The organism is Streptomyces sp. HUAS 15-9, assembly GCF_025642155.1.
In the GTDB taxonomy this organism is placed as follows: Bacteria; Actinomycetota; Actinomycetes; order Streptomycetales; family Streptomycetaceae; genus Streptomyces.
Window position 1 is genome coordinate 5,359,061 of the sequence record NZ_CP106798.1, and the last position, 16,681, is coordinate 5,375,741.

17 protein-coding genes and 1 pseudogene are annotated in these 16,681 nt (G+C 68.8%); 8 read left to right on the forward strand and 10 right to left on the reverse strand.

The features are described from left to right. Window positions 1-47: 47 nt before the first annotated feature. Window positions 48-257, reverse strand: coding sequence for a DUF397 domain-containing protein (locus N8I87_RS24825; protein WP_263211865.1), 210 nt, complete (start codon window positions 255-257; stop codon window positions 48-50). Beyond that, complete coding sequence (locus tag N8I87_RS24830; RefSeq protein WP_263216634.1) at window positions 254-1,084, reverse strand: helix-turn-helix domain-containing protein; 831 nt, start codon at window positions 1,082-1,084, stop codon at window positions 254-256. The genes N8I87_RS24825 and N8I87_RS24830 overlap by 4 nt, the downstream gene beginning before the upstream one ends. Window positions 1,085-1,188: 104 nt before the next feature. On the opposite strand from N8I87_RS24830, the gene N8I87_RS44075 reads away from it, so the two are divergent. The 4 genes from N8I87_RS44075 (at window position 1,189) to N8I87_RS24850 (ending at window position 4,649) form a co-directional block, all read left to right on the forward strand. Beyond that, the gene (locus N8I87_RS44075) at window positions 1,189-1,704 is read left to right on the forward strand and encodes a DUF7848 domain-containing protein (protein WP_317633488.1); all 516 of its coding nucleotides are present in this window, start codon (window positions 1,189-1,191) and stop codon (window positions 1,702-1,704) included. Window positions 1,705-2,306: 602 nt separating this feature from the next. Then, a complete protein-coding gene (gene tgmA / locus N8I87_RS24840) occupies window positions 2,307-2,546 on the forward strand; it encodes a putative ATP-grasp-modified RiPP (protein WP_263211866.1) in 240 nt (79 codons plus the stop codon). Between the two features lies 1 nt (window position 2,547). Next, window positions 2,548-3,495 (forward strand): ATP-grasp ribosomal peptide maturase, encoded by a 948-nt coding sequence (gene tgmB / locus N8I87_RS24845; protein WP_263211868.1) that lies wholly within the window; start codon window positions 2,548-2,550, stop codon window positions 3,493-3,495. Then, a complete protein-coding gene (locus N8I87_RS24850) occupies window positions 3,492-4,649 on the forward strand; it encodes a methyltransferase domain-containing protein (RefSeq protein WP_263211870.1) in 1,158 nt (385 codons plus the stop codon). The genes tgmB and N8I87_RS24850 overlap by 4 nt, the downstream gene beginning before the upstream one ends. Before the next feature lie 307 nt (window positions 4,650-4,956). Here the strand turns inward: N8I87_RS24850 and N8I87_RS24855 are convergent, their stop codons facing one another. Further along, a complete protein-coding gene (locus N8I87_RS24855; RefSeq protein ID WP_263211872.1) occupies window positions 4,957-5,217 on the reverse strand; it encodes a GntR family transcriptional regulator in 261 nt (86 codons plus the stop codon). Window positions 5,218-6,029: 812 nt separating this feature from the next. Here N8I87_RS24855 and N8I87_RS24860 point away from each other — a divergent pair. The 3 genes and pseudogenes from N8I87_RS24860 to N8I87_RS24870 all read left to right on the forward strand — a co-directional run. Continuing rightward, a pseudogene (locus N8I87_RS24860) lies at window positions 6,030-6,503 on the forward strand (metallophosphoesterase); the annotation flags it as partial. A 200-nt stretch (window positions 6,504-6,703) separates the two neighbouring features. After that, window positions 6,704-8,260 carry an ABC transporter substrate-binding protein gene (locus N8I87_RS24865; protein ID WP_263211874.1) on the forward strand — a complete coding sequence of 519 codons (1,557 nt, stop codon included), beginning with the start codon at window positions 6,704-6,706 and terminating at the stop codon, window positions 8,258-8,260. A 104-nt stretch (window positions 8,261-8,364) separates the two neighbouring features. After that, window positions 8,365-8,766 (forward strand): ATP-binding protein, encoded by a 402-nt coding sequence (locus N8I87_RS24870; protein WP_263211876.1) that lies wholly within the window; start codon window positions 8,365-8,367, stop codon window positions 8,764-8,766. A 20-nt stretch (window positions 8,767-8,786) separates the two neighbouring features. Here N8I87_RS24870 and N8I87_RS24875 read toward each other — a convergent pair whose 3' ends face one another. Then, window positions 8,787-10,241 (reverse strand): sensor histidine kinase, encoded by a 1,455-nt coding sequence (locus N8I87_RS24875; protein WP_263211877.1) that lies wholly within the window; start codon window positions 10,239-10,241, stop codon window positions 8,787-8,789. Next, entirely contained in the window at window positions 10,238-10,963 is a 726-nt protein-coding gene (locus N8I87_RS24880; RefSeq protein ID WP_263211879.1) for a response regulator transcription factor, read from the reverse strand. The genes N8I87_RS24875 and N8I87_RS24880 overlap by 4 nt, the downstream gene beginning before the upstream one ends. Before the next feature lie 186 nt (window positions 10,964-11,149). Here N8I87_RS24880 and N8I87_RS24885 point away from each other — a divergent pair, with 186 nt between their 5' ends. Beyond that, window positions 11,150-13,558, forward strand: coding sequence for an MMPL family transporter (locus N8I87_RS24885; protein ID WP_263216635.1), 2,409 nt, complete (start codon window positions 11,150-11,152; stop codon window positions 13,556-13,558). Here N8I87_RS24885 and N8I87_RS24890 read toward each other — a convergent pair. From N8I87_RS24890 to N8I87_RS24910, 5 genes are all read right to left on the reverse strand, one after another. Further along, the gene (locus N8I87_RS24890) at window positions 13,551-14,168 is read right to left on the reverse strand and encodes a Uma2 family endonuclease (RefSeq protein ID WP_263211881.1); all 618 of its coding nucleotides are present in this window, start codon (window positions 14,166-14,168) and stop codon (window positions 13,551-13,553) included. The genes N8I87_RS24885 and N8I87_RS24890 overlap by 8 nt on opposite strands. 89 nt (window positions 14,169-14,257) lie before the next feature. Beyond that, complete coding sequence (locus tag N8I87_RS24895) at window positions 14,258-15,004, reverse strand: TetR/AcrR family transcriptional regulator (protein ID WP_263216637.1); 747 nt, start codon at window positions 15,002-15,004, stop codon at window positions 14,258-14,260. An 18-nt stretch (window positions 15,005-15,022) separates the two neighbouring features. Beyond that, entirely contained in the window at window positions 15,023-15,535 is a 513-nt protein-coding gene (locus N8I87_RS24900; protein WP_411577280.1) for a thiol-disulfide oxidoreductase DCC family protein, read from the reverse strand. Next, complete coding sequence (locus N8I87_RS24905; protein ID WP_263211884.1) at window positions 15,532-15,939, reverse strand: hypothetical protein; 408 nt, start codon at window positions 15,937-15,939, stop codon at window positions 15,532-15,534. The genes N8I87_RS24900 and N8I87_RS24905 overlap by 4 nt, the downstream gene beginning before the upstream one ends. Before the next feature lie 94 nt (window positions 15,940-16,033). After that, window positions 16,034-16,444, reverse strand: a complete 411-nt coding sequence (locus N8I87_RS24910; protein ID WP_263211885.1) for a VOC family protein — start codon at window positions 16,442-16,444, stop codon at window positions 16,034-16,036. Window positions 16,445-16,681: the final 237 nt, after the last annotated feature.

Here is a 16,681-nt window from a genome sequence, read left to right on the forward strand (position 1 = left end):
TCGGCATCGTTGTTAGCTGAGGGGGGTGATGCGTACGGGGCGGACGGTCAGCCGACGCCGAACTGTCCCGCCTTAATGGCTCCCACGAAGGACGAGAACGCATCGGCGGGGAAGTCCAGCATCGGGCTGCACTTGATCTTGGAATCGCTAACGGGGACCACGCCGCGTGAGGCCACGAGATTCGTGGCGACGCGCACGCAGTTGCCGCCGTTGCTGCTATACGAGGACGTGAACCAACGCGGGGTATCGGTCGTCACGAGGTGCCCTTTCGAAGCTGTTCAATCATGGCCACAGACGCCGACTGAGACAGCGCCTCGGCCTGTAGCTGATGGTAGGCCGTCAAAGCTGCCACCACGAACGTGCTTTCCCGTACGAGATGACCGCGTTGGGCAGACTCGGCATAGGCGACATGAGACCTATCAGCAAGGGTCAATAGGTTGATCGGCAGGTCGAACGGACGTCGCTCGCCAAGGTCGTACGGGGCCACTTGGAAGACTGTCGAGGGCAGTTCGGCGAACCCGGCAAGCTTGTCAAGTTGCTCCGCCATGACTTCGGGTCCTCCCACCGGCCGCATAAGACAGCTCTCGTCCAGAACGGCGAAGACCAGCGGTGACGGAGTGCGCTCTAGGGAAGCCTGACGCTTCGCGAGCAGCTCCAGCCGTTCATCTGCTTGTTGCTCTGTGATGGCGCCTCGTCTGACGGCTCCAGTGGTGATGGCTGCCGCATAGTCTCGCGTCTGGAGCAACCCAGGCACGATCCCCAGCTCAAAAAGCCTGACTTCCACCGCGCGCATCTCGTGAGGCACGTACTCCGGAAACCCCTCCAGTAACGCAGTGTTACGCACGGCCCTACCTTGACGCTCGAAAGCGTCGCCAGTGCCGAACACCTTGTCAGCGCTACTCGCAAAGCGGGGAGTTGGGGACCGCCGACCAGTTTCGACGGCTGAAATATGGGTGCCCGAGTACCCCATACGCTCTCCCAAGTCGTCTTGGGTCCATCCTCGCTCATCCCGCAACCTGCGGAGACGTTCGCCGAACGCTGCGACCGGTGAGTTTTCGGGCTCCAGCTCTTTGCGGTTCAACAGGTCCCACCTCAACTTTCCGTGCAACTCGTGCAAGTTGAAGACAGCCCGACTGTAGGACACGCTGAGGCATCTTGGTAGTGGGCTCACTACGGAGAGGAGCGGTCGTGTCCGGCAAGAGCGGCCCCGCTAAGTGGCAGGGGCCCAGGCATGTTCCCGCCACTGGCACGCTTGTGGTAGATGCGCGGAATCGGGTTGGCGAGTTCCGTGGCGCGGAGTGCGGATACTGGTATCTGCGTCCCGTCACGGGCGGTATTGAATGGCAGGTGACCCCGGGTGAGGTGCGGCCGGCGAGCCCGGCACAGCGCTTGCAAGCCGAGACAGCCCGCGCGGATGCGCGTAGCAGGGGTGAACTGTTGCGCAGCCCCACCCGCCGCTTCGCGTTCTTCAACTGGACATTGAGACCGGACCTGGACAGCGACGCCTCACCGACCACGTATGTGTTCCGATGCCTCACACTCAAGGATGACGACACCGAGTGTGCCGCCACGTCGCCCCGGAGCGAGTGCCCGAGCGAACCGCAGACGTGGGCGTTCGCCCACATGCGCGAGCACCCTGGGCACACCAGCTACGCCGAAGAGATCGAACGTCCTTGGGTGATGTGGCGAGGTGACCCGACGTGAACGAGTGGTTAGAGCCGTCAGGCTACCGGGCAGAGGTACATGCCGAAGGGCCGGTGTACGGCACGGGCGAGACCGCGCCGTACGTCGTAGCCACCTTCCAGACCATTTCCCCGGTGTTGGTACTCCGGTGGCTCCGTAGCGAGGCGCGGCGTATCGCGGACCGGCTGGACCCCGATCCGCAGTCTTCCGGCTGGGTGCAGCCGTGCATGCGCGCGACGACCAAGCCGGTACCCGACTGCCCCACGCAACTCCGGGTGTGGGCCGCCCACACGGAGCGCCATAACGCGCGGGAGCACATCAAGAGTGGGCATCCCCTGTTCGCCACGTTTCCGGACACAGACTGCACATACACCCTGTCCGTCTGGCCAGTCCGGCTCCCGACCGGCGAGCGACTAGACGAGAGGGCGCTCCCCGCCGAGGCTGTTCCGCATTTTGCGGTTGTGCACGGCTCCGGGATCTGCCCGCTGTGAGACTCCGCCCCCCGCTGCATTGATCCGCTCTGTAGCAGGGGGTGGGCACTACTCCGGTCGCCTGTCCCCGTGACGGTCGTCAGTCGACCGGTTCCGTATGGGCCCAAGAGAACCGACACAGGAGGTACGGAGATGAGCACGACACTGGCACCCATCCCGGCTGTTCCCTTCGGAGTGCGGCACCTGGTATCGCCGCCCCCGCGCACCAGCGAGGCACCCGTCATGAGCTACAGCGAAGCACTTCAGCTGAACGTCGGCGCCTCGGGCAACCCGTGGCACGCCGAGGCCGCAAACAAGCCGGAGACGCAGACTGAGACGAGCAACGGGGATGGCAAGAAGCCCGGCTCCGACAGCGGGACCGACCTGTACTGACATGCGCCCCATCCTCATCCTGACAGGCCGGGACGACTTGACGACCGATGCCGTGGTTGAGGAGTTGGTGAAACGCGGTGAGCACGTCGTCAGGTACGACACTGCCGACTTCCCCACCGCTTCCCGTCTGGCCGTCTCCCTCACCGGGGACGGCTGGGCGGGATCCCTAACCAGCTCCCGAACGCTCCGCCTGGAAACCGTCAAGTCCGTGTGGTGGCGTCGCCCCAACGAGTTCTGCACGCCCGAGGAATGGCCCGATCACGCTCGCGCCCTTGCCGTATCCGAAGCACGCTGCGGGTTGCTGGGCGTCCTTGGTTCATTACCCGTGCGCTGGATCAACCACCCGGCGAAAGACTCGGCAGCCAACTACAAGCCCACGCAACTGGCCGTGGCAGCCCGAGCCGGACTGAATGTTCCACGCTCCGTGATCACCTCAGACCCCGAGCATGCCCGCGCGTTCATCGGTGACGATCAGGTCGTCTACAAGGGCCTCGGTGGAGGCGTCATCGGTCCCGGAGGGGAACGCCGATTCCTCCCCGTGGTGCTCGTCTCCGCGGACCAAGTGGACGACGGAGTGAGCGGCACTACCCACCTGTTCCAAGAGCGCGTAGATAAGGCGTACGAGGTGCGGCTCACGGTGATCGGTGAGCGCATGTTCCCCGTCGCCATCCACGCGGGAAGCGAAGCCGCACGACTGGATTGGCGAGCCGACTACCAGTCACTCACGTACGAGGTCATCCCGATACCTCCCGAGGTGAAGCAGGGGATTCGGCGCCTCATGAACGAACTGGGCCTGTTTTTCGGAGCCCTGGACTTCGCCGTCACGCCCGACGGTCGATGGGTGTTCTTCGAGGTGAACCCCAACGGCCAATGGCACTGGCTCACGGTCAAGGCCGATGTCCCCTTGGTCGACGCCATGGCCGATGCCCTGCAAGGAGACAACGAATGACCGTAGCGCCGAAATGGACAGACGCCGCCAAGGTGCTGGCCGACGAGGTGACCGCCAACGCCACCGCGTGGCACGACGCCGTGAGTAACACCCCCCGGCATCTGCTCGTACCGCGCTGGTGGCAGCGCGTCCCCAACAGTCCCGAGCAGGAATGGGAGTTGGTGATCCTGGCCGACGACTCCGCCGAGCGGCTGCACGCCACGTACGCGGACGAAACCCTTGTGACGCGCGTCGGCCCCACGCATGCCGACCAGGCCCAGGCCGGCGAACGCGGGAAGGGGGATCCCACATCATCGTCCACGCTGCCAGGACTGATCGTCTCCATGGCCCACCGGCTCGACGTGAAGCCCGGTCACAAGGTGCTGGACGTGGGTACCGGTTCGGGGTACTCCGCTGCGCTGTTCTCCCGCCGCTTCGGTGACGAGAACGTGACCAGCGTGGACGTGGACCCCTACTTGGTAGAGGCAGCCCGGACGCGTCTCGCCGAGTTCGGGCGAACGCCCCACTTGGAGGCCATCGACGCGACGGGAGACCTTCCGGACGCCGAGTACGACCGGATCTTGGCCACCGTGTCCGTGCGCCCCGTCCCCGCCTCGTGGCTCCGCGCACTCCGTCCCGGGGGACGGCTCGTCACGACTATCGCGCACACTGCTCTGCTGATCACGGCGGACATGGGCACGGACGGCATCGCACGGGGCAGTGTCCAACCCGACCCCGCAACGTTCATGGAGACCCGACAGAATGCGGACTACCCCCCCAAGCTGAACCACGTGTTCGAGGTGGCCCGCACGCGCGAAGGGGAGGATGTGCGGCCCCCAGACGGACCGATTCCCGACCTGTGGCAGGAATGGCCGCTTCGGTGGCTGTACGAACTGGACACGCCCGGAGTCGAGACCCGCGCGGCGACGTACCCGGACGACGGACGCCGCGTGGTGTGGCTGCTCGCCGCCGACGGCTCATGGGCGCGCGCCGAGGACGGTACTTCCCCGGTAGTTCACCAGGGCGGCCCCCGTCGGCTCTGGGATGACCTGGAACGCGTCCGCCGCAAGTGGGAGGAGAACAACCGCATCTCTCTGCACTCGCTGCGCGCGGAACTCTCACCCGAGGCCAGCTACCTCCTGTCCCCGGACGGCTCGTGGCGCTTCCCCATCTGATCTTGCCTCAGCTGGACCCCGGCACGGCGGACGGGACAACCGTCCGATAGCTCAACGTGCCGGACCGTGGCACTCCCGACCGGACCAGCCGCGAACAGGGACAGGATGTGTCCCGTCTGAGTTGACGTGCTCAGGTTCCCGCCCCGGGCCCCTGCACAAGGGTGCCGCTTCTCCCCCGAGGCGGTAGGAGTGCTGCAACGCCCCGTCCGTGTGCCGCCCCCGTGGCATGCGGACGGGGCCTCCCTTCACTGACGAGCCGGGGCACTCATGGGAACTCGCCGGAATACGGCAAGGCTGACAGGCAGCCCTACGTGCAGTCTTCGCCTTGCTCGGCGGGACCGGCAACGAACGTTCCCTTGCCCCATTCGGTGACGACAAGCCCGCGTTCCCGCAGTACCCGCACCGCTCGACGGGCAGTTTCCCGAGCCACCTTGTGGCGCGCGCACAACTCCGCTTCGGACGGAATCGGGTCGCCGGGCTGTTTGCCCTTGATCTCTTCAATGAGAGCGTCCAGCACCCGCATGTACGGGGCTCGCGGAGTGTGCGGGTCGGGGGAGCGCTCAGGCATGGGGAGAGCGTAGACAACGGGCCAGTCCTGCGCGACTTAGACAGGCAGATGAGTTAGACAGGTAGACGAGTTGGGCGTGTTGACTTAGCGTGATTCCCCGAACACAAAGACGCCCCGAGGGACCGATTAGGCCCGGTCCATCGGGGCTTGCCGACTCAGCTAATGGGAGCTGACCGACCATGCGCGATGCTATCGCCCGCGCCCTTACCTGGGTGCGCTTAGTCCTTGCCCCTCGTCGACCCGGACGCCACAGCGCGGCATACCTTGCCGTGCAGACCCCGGAACCCGAGCCGTCCCCCGCGTCACCCTGGTCCCGCCCGTGGGCTGGCCCCTCATCGCACGAAGTCCGAGCCGTGTTTCAAGACGAGTACACGTTGGGACTGCCTCCGGACCGACGTGAACGGCTTTGGGCGGTCGGACTCGCCGCGCTCGGGGTGGACTACGACTTTCCGACCATGCCCCTTGGCAGTCTCGTGAAGCGAGAGAAGGCGACAGCGTGACCGCCGCCGAGTACGTAGCCGCGCTGCTCCGCCCCGAGCCCACTCCTGAACTCTCCGGAGCGGTGTGCTGCCGCTGCCATCGGTGGACTTGCGCCCCCGTAGAGGTGCGGTACATCGAGCGGCCGAGTGGCCCCGGATTCGCGCTGTACGCGTGCCCCAGCCACGCCGGAGTGGTCACGCCGGGCCCCGTGCCTGGAGAGCTGGAGTGATGCCCGCATGCGCCGAAGAGTGATCACACAGCACGTTTTCTGACGGCCAACTCCGCAGCCCCGCCCCCTACTTGGAGGGAGCGGGGCTGTGTATTCTTTAGGTTGGTTCCCGACCGGGAACCACGAGTACTTCTCCGGCGCTGCCCAGTGGGTAGAGGAGGTGCGGCGGCTCGGGCTGCACCCGCTGGAGAACGCCCGCACCGAACTGCCCGCCTTCGACCTGGCCGGCGTCAATGACCTGGCGGGCGAGAGCGAGGGCCAGGGCCCCGACTTCGCCAGGGCGCTCGGCGACCGCGACACCTCACGCGCCGTCGTCCTTTTGGCCCACCAGCCGGTCCAGGTCCACGAGGCCGTCAAGCACCATGTGGACCTCCAGCTCTCCGGCCACACCCACGGCGGGCAGCTCTGGCCCGGCAACTTCGTCGCGGCCGCCGCCAACCCGACCGTCGCGGGCCTGGACCCCTACGGCGACACGCAGTTGTACGTGTCCCGGGGCGCGGGCGCCTGGGGGCCGCCCACGCGGGTCGGCGCGCCGTCGGACATCACGGTGATCGAGCTGGCGTCGAAGCAGGCGTGACTCGCGTTCGCACCACGCAACTGTGAAGACGCTGTGAAATTCACCGGAATCAAGCGCCCGGTAAGTTCTCTCTCATCTCGTCAGATTGCTCTTCCCCCGGTTGAAACACGTGTGATTAGGTGAGGCGCGCCGCTTAGGGGAGTGGCGCTTTTGTGCTGGCCTTGGGTAGGGCCAGGCTGGGTCCTGGGGAGGGCACCACCATGCGATCTGTTCGCATGCGGATTCTCGCGACGCTTCTCGTACTCGCGGCCGTGGGAGTGGGCGGCTGGCAGTTGTTGCCGTCGCAGGGGAACACGGACAGAACCATCACGGTAGGCACGACGGACGCCGTCACATCACTCGACCCGGCCGGTGCCTACGACGCCGGTTCCTGGGCGTTGTTCAGCAATGTCTTCCAGTCGTTGCTGACCTTCGAGCCGGGCGGTGTCGAGCCGGTGCCCGACGCGGCGCAGAGCTGCGCGTTCGCGGGGACCGGACTCCTGACGTATCAGTGCAGGCTGCGCGACGGGCTCACGTTTCCGAGCGGGCGCGCGGTGACCGGCGAGGACGTCAAGTACTCCTTCGACCGGGTGAAGAAGATCAACTCCGATGTCGGCCCGGCGTCCCTGCTGTCCACGCTCCACTCGGTGAGCGCCGAAGGCAGCACGGTCACCTTCCATCTGTCGTCGCCGGACGCCACCTTCCCGTTCAAGGTGGCCACCGGCGCCGGCTCGATCGTCGACCGGACCCGATATCCGGCCACCACCCTGCGCAGGGGCACCGGCGTGGACGGCACCGGCCCCTACACGCTGACCGGGTACACCAAGGACAAGCAGGCCGACCTCACGCCGAACACGCACTACAAGGGCGACATCGGCGGCACCGGCCGCCCCGTCCGGCTGCGCTACTACGCCGACTCGGCCAAGCTGAACAGCGCCTGGAGGGCCAAGGCGGTCGAGGTCGCCACGCGGACGCTGCCGCCCGAGGTCCTGTCCCGCCTCTCGGCGAGCGACCCCGACATGCGCGTCACGGAGTCCGACAGCTCCGAGACCCGCAACCTCTACCTCAACACCCGCGCGAACTCCCCGCTGCACGAGGTGGCCGTCCGCCGGGCCATGGCCTGGCGGATCGACCGCGAGGCGCTGGCCGCCAAGGTGTACGACGGCACGGTCGACCCGCTGTACTCGCTGATCCCGACCGGCATCATCGGCCACGCCACCTCGTTCTTCGACGACTACCCGAAGCAGAGCACCGCGAAGGCCAAGGCCCTGCTCATCCAGGCCGGAGTCAAGCTCCCGGTCCGCTTCACCTTCGGCTACGGCAAGGGACGCGGCGCGGGCGCTCAGGAGGCAGCGGAGCTGAAGAAGCAGCTGGAGGCCGGCGGTCTGTTCAAGGTGGACGTCCAGGGCTACGAGTGGACCGACTTCCAGAGGCGCTGGGCGGCCGGCAAGCTCGACGCGTACGCGGTCGGCTGGGTCGCCGACTACCCGGACCCGGACACCTTCGCCGGCCCGCTGGTCGGCACCGGCTCCACCATGCGCACCGGGTACAGCAACAAGCTGGTCGACAACCTGATCGTGAACAGCCAGACGTACGCCGACCGCAGCCTCGTTTCGCAGGACTTCCGCAACCTCCAGGCGGACGTGGCCGGCGACGTGCCGCTGATCCCGCTGTGGCAGCGCAAGGAGTACGTCGTCAGCAGCGAGGCCGTCGGCGGCGGCCAGTACCTCTCGGACGGCACGGGTGTGTTCCGGCTGTGGCGGCTGACCTGGATCTGACGCGATCCGATCGCGCATTGTGGGAACTTACGGCCGAACGACCCCGGGGCAGACACCCGAGGCGGCACCCTGTGACGGAGGTGTGCATGGGGTGAGGAGCAGATGTGCTGAGACGCAACTCCTTCCGGCTGCCCCGGCATCCGGCTTCCGTCGGACTCGCCCGGCACCGGGTCCGGGACCATCTGGCCGACTGGGGTCACGGTCCCGGTGACCCGGCGCTGGAGGACGCGGTGCTGCTGGTGTCCGAGCTGACCACCAACGTCGTACGCCACGGTCCTTTTCTGGAGCGGGAGTTCGAGGTCGCGGTGACGGCTCTGGCGGACGGCTCCTGCCTGATAGAGGTCTCCGACGAGGGCTGCCTCGAACCCCGGCCGCGGACGGTGGGCGACCGTGCGGAGACGGGCCGCGGCCTGCACCTCGTGGAGAACATCGCGACGGCCTGGGGAGTGTGGAGCCGCGGCCGACACGGCAGGACGGTATGGGCACTGGTGACGGCCGGCAGCTGAAGCGGTGGCGCCCGCCGGGCCTACGGTTCCACGGTCGTCCGGGTCGGCAGGGTCACCGTGACGGCCAGCCCCTGCCCGGGGGCCGTGTGCACCGTGACCTCGCCGTCGTGAGCCTGTACGACACCCTGGACGATCGCCAGGCCCAGTCCGCTGCCCGCGCCGCCGCCCGCGCGGAAGAAGCGGTCGAAGACCCGTGCCGCGTCCTCCTCGGACAGTCCCGGACCCTCGTCCGCGACGCACACCCGGACCGTCCCGTCCGCCCGCTCCACGCCCAGCCGCACCGGCACGTCGGCGGGCGTGTGGATGCGCACGTTGGCCACCAGATTGCCCAGCACCTGCCGCAGCCCCGACTCGTCCGCGCGCACCAGCAGGGCACCGTCGGCGGCCACGGTGACCGGGCGGTCCGGCTGCTGCACCCGCAGGTCCTCGGCCGCGTCCCGCACCAGGCGGCTCACGTCCACGTTCCGCAGGCGCAGTTCGGGCCGCTGGTCGAGGCGGGCGAGGGTGAGCAGCTCGTCGACCAGCCGCCCCATGCGGTCCGCCTCGGCGTTCACCCGGTCCCAGGCGCGACTGCGCTCGTCCGGCTCGGTCAGCATGCCCTTGTCGTAGAGCTGGAGGTAGCCGCGTATCGCCGACAGCGGGGTGCGCAGCTCGTGCGAGGCGTCGGCGACGAACCGGCGCAGCTGGGCCGCGCTGCGCTCGCGCGTCCGGTACGCCGACTCCACCTGGTGCAGCATGGAGTTGAGCGCGAGCCGCAGCTGCTCGACCTCCTGGGTCGGATGGTGGCTGGAGGGCACCCGCCGGGTGAGGTCGCCCTCGGCTATGGCCGACGAGGTCTCCACCATGTCCTCCAGGGGCCGCAGCCCCTGCCGGACGCTGAACATCGTCAGACAGCCCAGCAGCCCGATCAGCAGGGTGCCGACGGCGAGGTCCAGCTTCAGGGCCTTGGCTATGCCCTTGTGCAGGCCGTCGGTGGAGGTGGCGAGCAGGATGTAGTGACCGTCGGCGAGCCGGATCGCGGTCGCGCGGTACGCGGCGCCACGCACCGTGACATCGTGCGGCTCGGGGTCCGTGGCCAGCGCCCGCGGATCGTCCACCGCCTCCGCGAGGCCGCGCTGGGCGGCGGTGGGCTCGATGCCGAAGAGGGGCGTGGCCTCGCCCCGGCCGTCGACCGCGGCGAAGATCGAGTCCGGGGCCGGCTGCTCGTCCGTGCCGTTGGGCGCGAACCGGTCGCGGATGACGCCGAGCACGCTCAGCGAGTCGATCTGGCGCAGGGTGAGCCGCGAACCGCCCAGCGAGTCACGCATCTTGACCATCTCGGAGTCCACCTGGCCGACCAGATAGTGGCGCATCCCCATCAGGCTGACCGCGGTCGCCGCGATGATGCCGACGGCGAGCAGCGCGACGTTCGCGAGGGTCATCCTGCCGCGCAGGGAGTGCACCCCGTGGGGCCGTCGGAACGGGGGCAGCCTCATGCCAGCCCGTATCCGACGCCCCGCCGGGTGGTGATCACCGGGGGCCCCAGGGTGTCCAGCTTGCGCCGCAGATAGCTGATGTAGGTCTCGACGACGGTCGACTCGGCCGGGGTGTGCTCGTACTGCCAGACGTGGCGCAGGAGTTGCTCCTTGGGCACGATCCGGCCGCCGTTGCGCACCAGGAACCGCAGCAGCGCGTACTCGGTGGGGGTCAGCTCGACCGTGCGGCCCGCGCGGTGCACCGAGTACGTCGTCTCGTCCAGCTCCAGGTCGCCGTAGCGCAGCGGCGGCTGCTGCGGGATGACGTCGGCCATGGGGGTGCCCCCTGCTCGAGCGGGGTCGAGAGCTCGGGGGAGGGTGCGGCGCAGGACGGCGGCGATCCGGGCGACGACCACGTCGATGTCGAACGGCTTGGTGATGTAGTCGTCTCCGAAGGCTAGGGCGCCGACCATCTCGGCGGGCGAGTCGCGCGCGGTGAGGAAGACCAGGGCCAGCTCGGGCTGCCGGGCGCGCAGTTCGCGGCCCAGGGCGCGGCCGTCGCCGTCCGGCAGCATGACGTCGAGCAGCGCGGCGTCGGGCCGGGTGCGCTCGGCGAGCGCGAGGGCCTCGCGGACGGTGCCCGCCGTCATCACCTCGAAGCGGTGGTAGCGCAGGGCGATGGCGAGGACGTCCGCGATGCTCGGCTCGTCCTCCACGACCAGCACGGTTCCTGGAGCCGTCATGCCCCCAGTATCCGTACACCCACTGACAACGGGGCCGGTCCCAGCTTTGGAGTTCCTTGAGAGTCAAGTCGGTCCCATGTCCTCACGCGAGTGGCGTCCCCGATCCTGTTGCCCAGGACCTGGGGGACCAACCGACCGAATGAACCGGGCGAACCGGACGATCAAGGAGTTCTGAGCGTGGAAGCATTGGCACGGTGGTGCTATCGGCACCGGCTGGTGGTCCTGTTGTTGTGGGTGGGGGCCCTGTTCGGCCTGGGATTCTCGGCGTCGACCGCGGGCACGGACTACGCGAACGTCTTCTCCCTTCCCGACACGGACTCCAAGCGGGCGTACGACCTGATGGAGAAGGCGTTCCCGGAACGCTCGGGCGACACCGACACGGTGGTGTGGAAGGTCGCCTCCGGCTCGGTGAAGGACCAGGACGTACGGTCCCGGATCCAGCCGGCGCTGGCGAAGATCGCGGGGATGAAGGGTGTCGGCGGCGTCACCGGCCCCTACTCCGGCCCCCGGGGCGCCACGCAGATCAGCCGTGACGGACGGATCGCGTATGCGCAGATCACGTTCGCGGACCAGGCGAACGCCGTACCCAAGGACCTGGTCCAGGACGTCGTCGACACCGCGCAGGCCGCCGAACGCGGCGGTCTCCAGGTGGAGCTCGGCGGTCAGGCGATCCAACGCGTGCAGGAGCCGCCGACGGGCCTCGCGGAGATGGTCGGCATCGTGGCCGCCGCCGTCGTACTGTTCCTGGCCTTCGGCTCGCTCTTCGCGATGCTGCTGCCGATCGGCGTGGCCGTCTTCGGCGTGGGCACGGGACTGTTCTCCACCCAGCTGCTCAGCCACACCACCGACATCCCCGATCTGGCCCCGCTGCTCGCCACCCTGATCGGCCTCGGTGTCGGCATCGACTACGCGCTGTTCATCGTCACCCGGCACCGGCGCGGCATCCTGCGCGGCATGGACCCGGAGCGGTCGGCGGTCACCGCCCTCAACACCTCCGGCCGCGCGGTGCTGTTCGCGGGCGGCACGGTGTGCATCGCGCTCGCCGGAATGCTGGTGACGAACCTGCGCTTCCTGGACGGCGTGGTGATCGGCACCTCCCTCACGGTGGTGCTGAGCGTCCTCGCGGCGACCACGCTCCTGCCGGCCCTGCTCGGCTTCCTCGGCCCCCGGGTGCTCAGCCGCCGTCAGCGCCGCCGGCTCGCCGCACAGGGCCCGGAACCGGAGCGGACGAGCGGCCTGGCGGCGCGCTGGTCGGCGGGCGTCCAGAAGCGTCCCCGTACGATCGCCGTGCTCGCGGTGGTCCTCATGGCCGCGCTCGCCCTCCCGGTGCTGTCGCTGCGGCTCGGCGCGACGGACCAGGGCAACGACGACGCGTCGACGACCACGAGGAAGGCGTACGACCTGCTCGCGGAGGGCTTCGGCCCCGGCTTCAACGGCCCGCTCCAGGTGGTGACGTCCGGCGGCGACACGACGACCCTGGTGAAGGACATCGAGGCGACCTCCGGGGTGGCCCGGGTGGCGCCGCTGCCGCCCGCGCGGGGCGTCACGGTCATCCAGGTGGTCCCGACGACCTCGCCCCAGTCGAAGCAGACGGACGACCTGATCGACGTCCTGCGGGACGAGGTGATCCCGAAGGCGGGCGTACAGGCGCACGTGGGCGGTGTGACGGCGGTGTCGAAGGACTTCGCGACGGTCACCGGCGACCGCCTCCCGTACTTCATCGCGACCATCGTCGGCCTGGGCTTCCTGCTGCTGCTGATCGCCTTCCGCTCCCTGGTGGTGCCGCTGACGGCCGCGGTGATGAACCTGATCGCGGCGGCGGCCTCCTTCGGCGTCCTCGTCGCGATCTTCCAGTGGGGCTGGGGCCTGGATCTGCTCGGCCTCGGCAAGGAGGGCCCGATCAACGCCTTCCTGCCGGTCATCATGCTGTCCCTGCTCTTCGGCCTGTCGATGGACTACCAGGTGTTCCTGGTGAGCCGGATGCACGAGGAGTGGGTCCACACGAAGGACAACGCGCGCGCGGTGCGGGTCGGTCTGGCCGAGACCAGCCGTGTCATCAACTCCGCGGCCCTGATCATGGTCTGCGTGTTCCTGGCGTTCGTGCTCAGCGGCGACTCGGGCGCGGCGACGGCGGGCGTGGGTCTTGCGGTCGCGGTGGCCCTGGACGCGTTCATCCTGCGTACGGCGCTGGTGCCGGCGATGATGCATCTGCTGGGCGGTGCGAACTGGTGGCTGCCGGGGTGGCTGGAGAAGAGGCTGCCGCACCTGGCGGTGGAGCCCAAGGAGGAGGCCGAGGAACCGGCTGAACAGACGAGCGGCCCCGCCTCGGTGGTCCATGGCTTCGTCCGCACGGCGGACGGCGAGCCCGTCGAGAACGCGGCGGTGACCCTGCTCTCGAAGTCCGGCCGCCAACTGGACCGGGTGACGTCCCTGGCCGACGGCTCGTACATCGTGTCGGTACCGGCGCCGGGTTCCTATGTGCTGGCGGTGACGGCGGCCTCGTACGGCTCCCGGGCCCGGCATGTGGCGGTGGCGGAGGGGCCGGTGGTGTACGACGTGGAGCTGGCGGAGGGGGAGGTGGACGCGGTCAATTAGCCTTCAGCTGACCGGCCTTGAGGATCTGGTCCACGTCGAGGGTGACCTTGGCACCGATGGAGTCCGGAAGGGTGACGAGCTCGCCGGGGGCATGGGGCCGGTGGTACCGGTACTTTCCCCCGGCTGGTTCCGCGAGCACGTGAAGGCGCTGATGCTTGCGGTCGACGATGACGTAGACGGGCACCTCGGCCTTTGCGTAGGCGGCGGCCTTCGTCTTCAGGTCATCCTCCCAGGTGCTGGAGGTGACCTCCAGGACGAGCCGGAAGCAGACCGGTTCGTACGCATTGTTCTTGACGTAGTGCTCGTCGATGTCGGCGTCCACCACGACGAGGTCGGGGATGGCGTAGTCCTCGGCACCGGTCGGCAGCCAAAGCCCGACGTTCTGGAGGACTTCGGTTTCGTCGTCGTCGAGCCCTGCGGCGATAAAGGGGCGCATGAGCTTTGTCAGCGCGCGGGCGTGAGGGGCATCCGGTGATGGGGTCACGAGGAGGTGGCCTCCGATGATCTCGACGCGGTAGCCCGGATGGCGCTCCATGATCTCGTCGGCGATGGCCGTGAGCGAGAACGGTCGAACGCCGTTGAAGGGCTGCTCGACGGATGCAGCTGACATCGCGTGTCTCCTCGGGGCTGGTGTCGAGACCACCATCGTAGGCAGACAGGCCCCCGCCGTCCCGTTCGAACCGCTTCACCCGAAAGTGATCACCCCGCCCCGCCCCGCCGCCCCTTGCCCGCCGGATCCGGCAGCGCCTTCGTCATCCCGGGCAGGAAGTCCGTGAACAGCTCATGGACCTCGTGCACCAGCGGCCGCAGCACCCGGAACCGGGCCAGTGACACCCCCCGCGCGGTGAGCCGCGCCCCCCGCGCCGCGAGGCGGTAGCTGCGCTCGCGGCCCTCCGTGCGGTCGAAGATCCAGTACAGGACGAGCCCCATCTGGGAGAGCCACATCAGCTCGGGCAGCACCTCCCGCAGCTCCTCCGGCACCTTGGTCTTCGCGCCGCGCAGCACCTCCTTGTGGACGCTGATCGCCTCCACGCGCGCGTGCTCGCTCTCCGGCGAGAAGGGGCTGAGCGGACTGTCCGGATCGGCGGCGTTCTTGAAGAACTGCACCGCGAACTCGTGGTACGGCCGCGCGACGTCCAGCCATGCCTTCAGCACGCCCGCGAGCCGCGCCTCCAGGTCGGTCTCCCGGGCCAGGACCTCCCGGACCGCCACCTGGTGCTCGGCGGCGATCCGGTCGTAGAAGCCCTGGATCAGGTGCTCCTTGCCCTGGAAGTAGTAGTACGCGTTGCCGACGGAGACCCCGGCCTCCTTGGCGATGGCCCGCATCGTCGTCTTGTCGTAGCCGCGCTCCTGGAACAGCCGCATCGCGGTCTCCAGGATCAGCGCGCGGGTCTGCTCGGACTTGCTGGGGGCGTCGGCCTCACCGGGCCGGCCGGACTCGTTCATCGCGGGCACGCAAAGAGCCTAACGACTGGCGCAGGCGCCGCCGTCGCACCCCGGAGGAGCGTACGTCCACCCCTGGCGGGGGTCGTACGACCAGCCGTCCTCCCGCCGGTAGACCTTCCCGCCCCACTGCGCGCCCGCGCCCCACTGTGCGCCCCGCCACTTGGCCGCGGCCAGCACCGCGCCCTTGGCGAGCCCGGTGCCGACCGTGGTGCTGAGCCGGTGGGCGAGCGGGCGGTACTCGCGCAGGGCCCACAGGACGACGATCCAGGCGGCGGCGCCCCGGTAGACCTGCCCGGCGTCTGCGACGACGGTGACCTCGTCGAGGGTGGCGCGGTGATCGAGCCCGGGATACCGCCGCCGGGCCTGCGCCGACCCCGCCGGCACCAGCTCCAGCGGCACCAACTGCCGCTGTTTCACGAGCCAGTCGCGCACATGGGCGCACAGGGAGCACTCGGCGTCGTACAGCACGGTGAGCCCGCGGACCGGGACGCGCGCGGCGCCCCGGTCTTCGGTGGCCGTCACGGCGCTCACACCCCGGTGCCCGGGGCGGCCCAGCCCTGCGGGGCGACGGGCGGCACCTGCTCCCGGTCCAGCACTCCGCGCCGCCGGATCCGGCTCAGCACGTACACGTTACCCAGGTGCATCACACCGAGCACGAGCAGCACCACGCCGAGCTTGGTCGACAGGGCCTCGAAGATGCCGCGGGTGTCCTCGATGGTGTCCTCACCGCTCAGGTACAGCGCCACGAAGCCGAGGTTGACCAGGTAGAAGCCGACCACCAGGAGGTGGTTGACGGCGTCGGCGAGCTGCTCGTTGCCGTGCAGTACGTCGGAGAGGAAGACCCGTCCGTTGCGGCTGAGCGTGCGGGCCACCCAGACGGTCAGCGCGATGCTGACGGCCAGGTAGATGACGTAGGCGATGACGGTGCGGTCCATGCCCCACCCCTTCTTGAACGCGTTCAAAACGCTGACAGGGATGACTGTAGACCTGTTTTTGAACGTGTTCAACTCAATGGTGGCGGGCTCCGCATCAGGGCCGTCTGCCGAGCTCCGGACGCTTGGAGTAGTCCGCGAACCCGAGGACGTTGCCCCAGGGGTCGGCGATCTCGACGGTCCATCCGGTCGCCACGGGAAAGGGCTCCTCGAGGAGGGGCACGCCGCGCTCGGTGAGCTTCCGCGCCGCGACACGGGCGTCCGGCACCTCCAGCCAGACGCGCGGTGAGGGCCACATGGGCGGCCGGTGCTCCAACTCCTCCTCGGCCCGCAGCAGAATCCCGGGCGTCTCGCCGCCGACCTTCAGCAGCGCGATGCCGCCCTCGTCGAACCGGAAGGCGACACCGAACCCGGCGCGCTCGTAGAAACCGACGGCCTCCGCGAGGTCCCCGACGGGAAGCAGCACGTTGTCGAACCCGAGCAGCTCGTACGACTCGTCATCTGACATGCCATCAGATTAGGTACGGCCCCCTGGCCACCCCCGGGGACAGACCGCGGAGGTCACCCGCCCGGCGGTGTCAGAGAGGGGCGAGCCCGGTCCGGCCGCTGAAGCGACCGCCCACCTGTGCGGCGAGCCGGCGCACCCGGTCCAGGTCGCGCTCTCCGCGCACATGCACATGGACGGTGTGGTCGCAGGAGCGCTCGTACTGGTACAGGGGGTGGCACCAGTCGTGGACCCGCGTGC

Excerpts from the sequence above, each read along its gene's own strand:
- tgmA (WP_263211866.1), top strand. The coding sequence starts at position 2,307 with ATGAGCACGACACTGGCACCCATCCCGGCTGTTCCCTTCGGAGTGCGG.
- tgmB (WP_263211868.1), top strand. The coding sequence starts at position 2,548 with ATGCGCCCCATCCTCATCCTGACAGGCCGGGACGACTTGACGACCGAT.
- N8I87_RS24850 (WP_263211870.1), top strand. The coding sequence starts at position 3,492 with ATGACCGTAGCGCCGAAATGGACAGACGCCGCCAAGGTGCTGGCCGAC.
- N8I87_RS24855 (WP_263211872.1), bottom strand. The coding sequence starts at position 5,217 with ATGCCTGAGCGCTCCCCCGACCCGCACACTCCGCGAGCCCCGTACATG.
- N8I87_RS24865 (WP_263211874.1), top strand. The coding sequence starts at position 6,704 with ATGCGATCTGTTCGCATGCGGATTCTCGCGACGCTTCTCGTACTCGCG.
- N8I87_RS24875 (WP_263211877.1), bottom strand. The coding sequence starts at position 10,241 with ATGAGGCTGCCCCCGTTCCGACGGCCCCACGGGGTGCACTCCCTGCGC.
- N8I87_RS24880 (WP_263211879.1), bottom strand. The coding sequence starts at position 10,963 with ATGACGGCTCCAGGAACCGTGCTGGTCGTGGAGGACGAGCCGAGCATC.
- N8I87_RS24890 (WP_263211881.1), bottom strand. The coding sequence starts at position 14,168 with ATGTCAGCTGCATCCGTCGAGCAGCCCTTCAACGGCGTTCGACCGTTC.
- N8I87_RS24895 (WP_263216637.1), bottom strand. The coding sequence starts at position 15,004 with ATGAACGAGTCCGGCCGGCCCGGTGAGGCCGACGCCCCCAGCAAGTCC.
- N8I87_RS24905 (WP_263211884.1), bottom strand. The coding sequence starts at position 15,939 with ATGGACCGCACCGTCATCGCCTACGTCATCTACCTGGCCGTCAGCATC.
- N8I87_RS24910 (WP_263211885.1), bottom strand. The coding sequence starts at position 16,444 with ATGTCAGATGACGAGTCGTACGAGCTGCTCGGGTTCGACAACGTGCTG.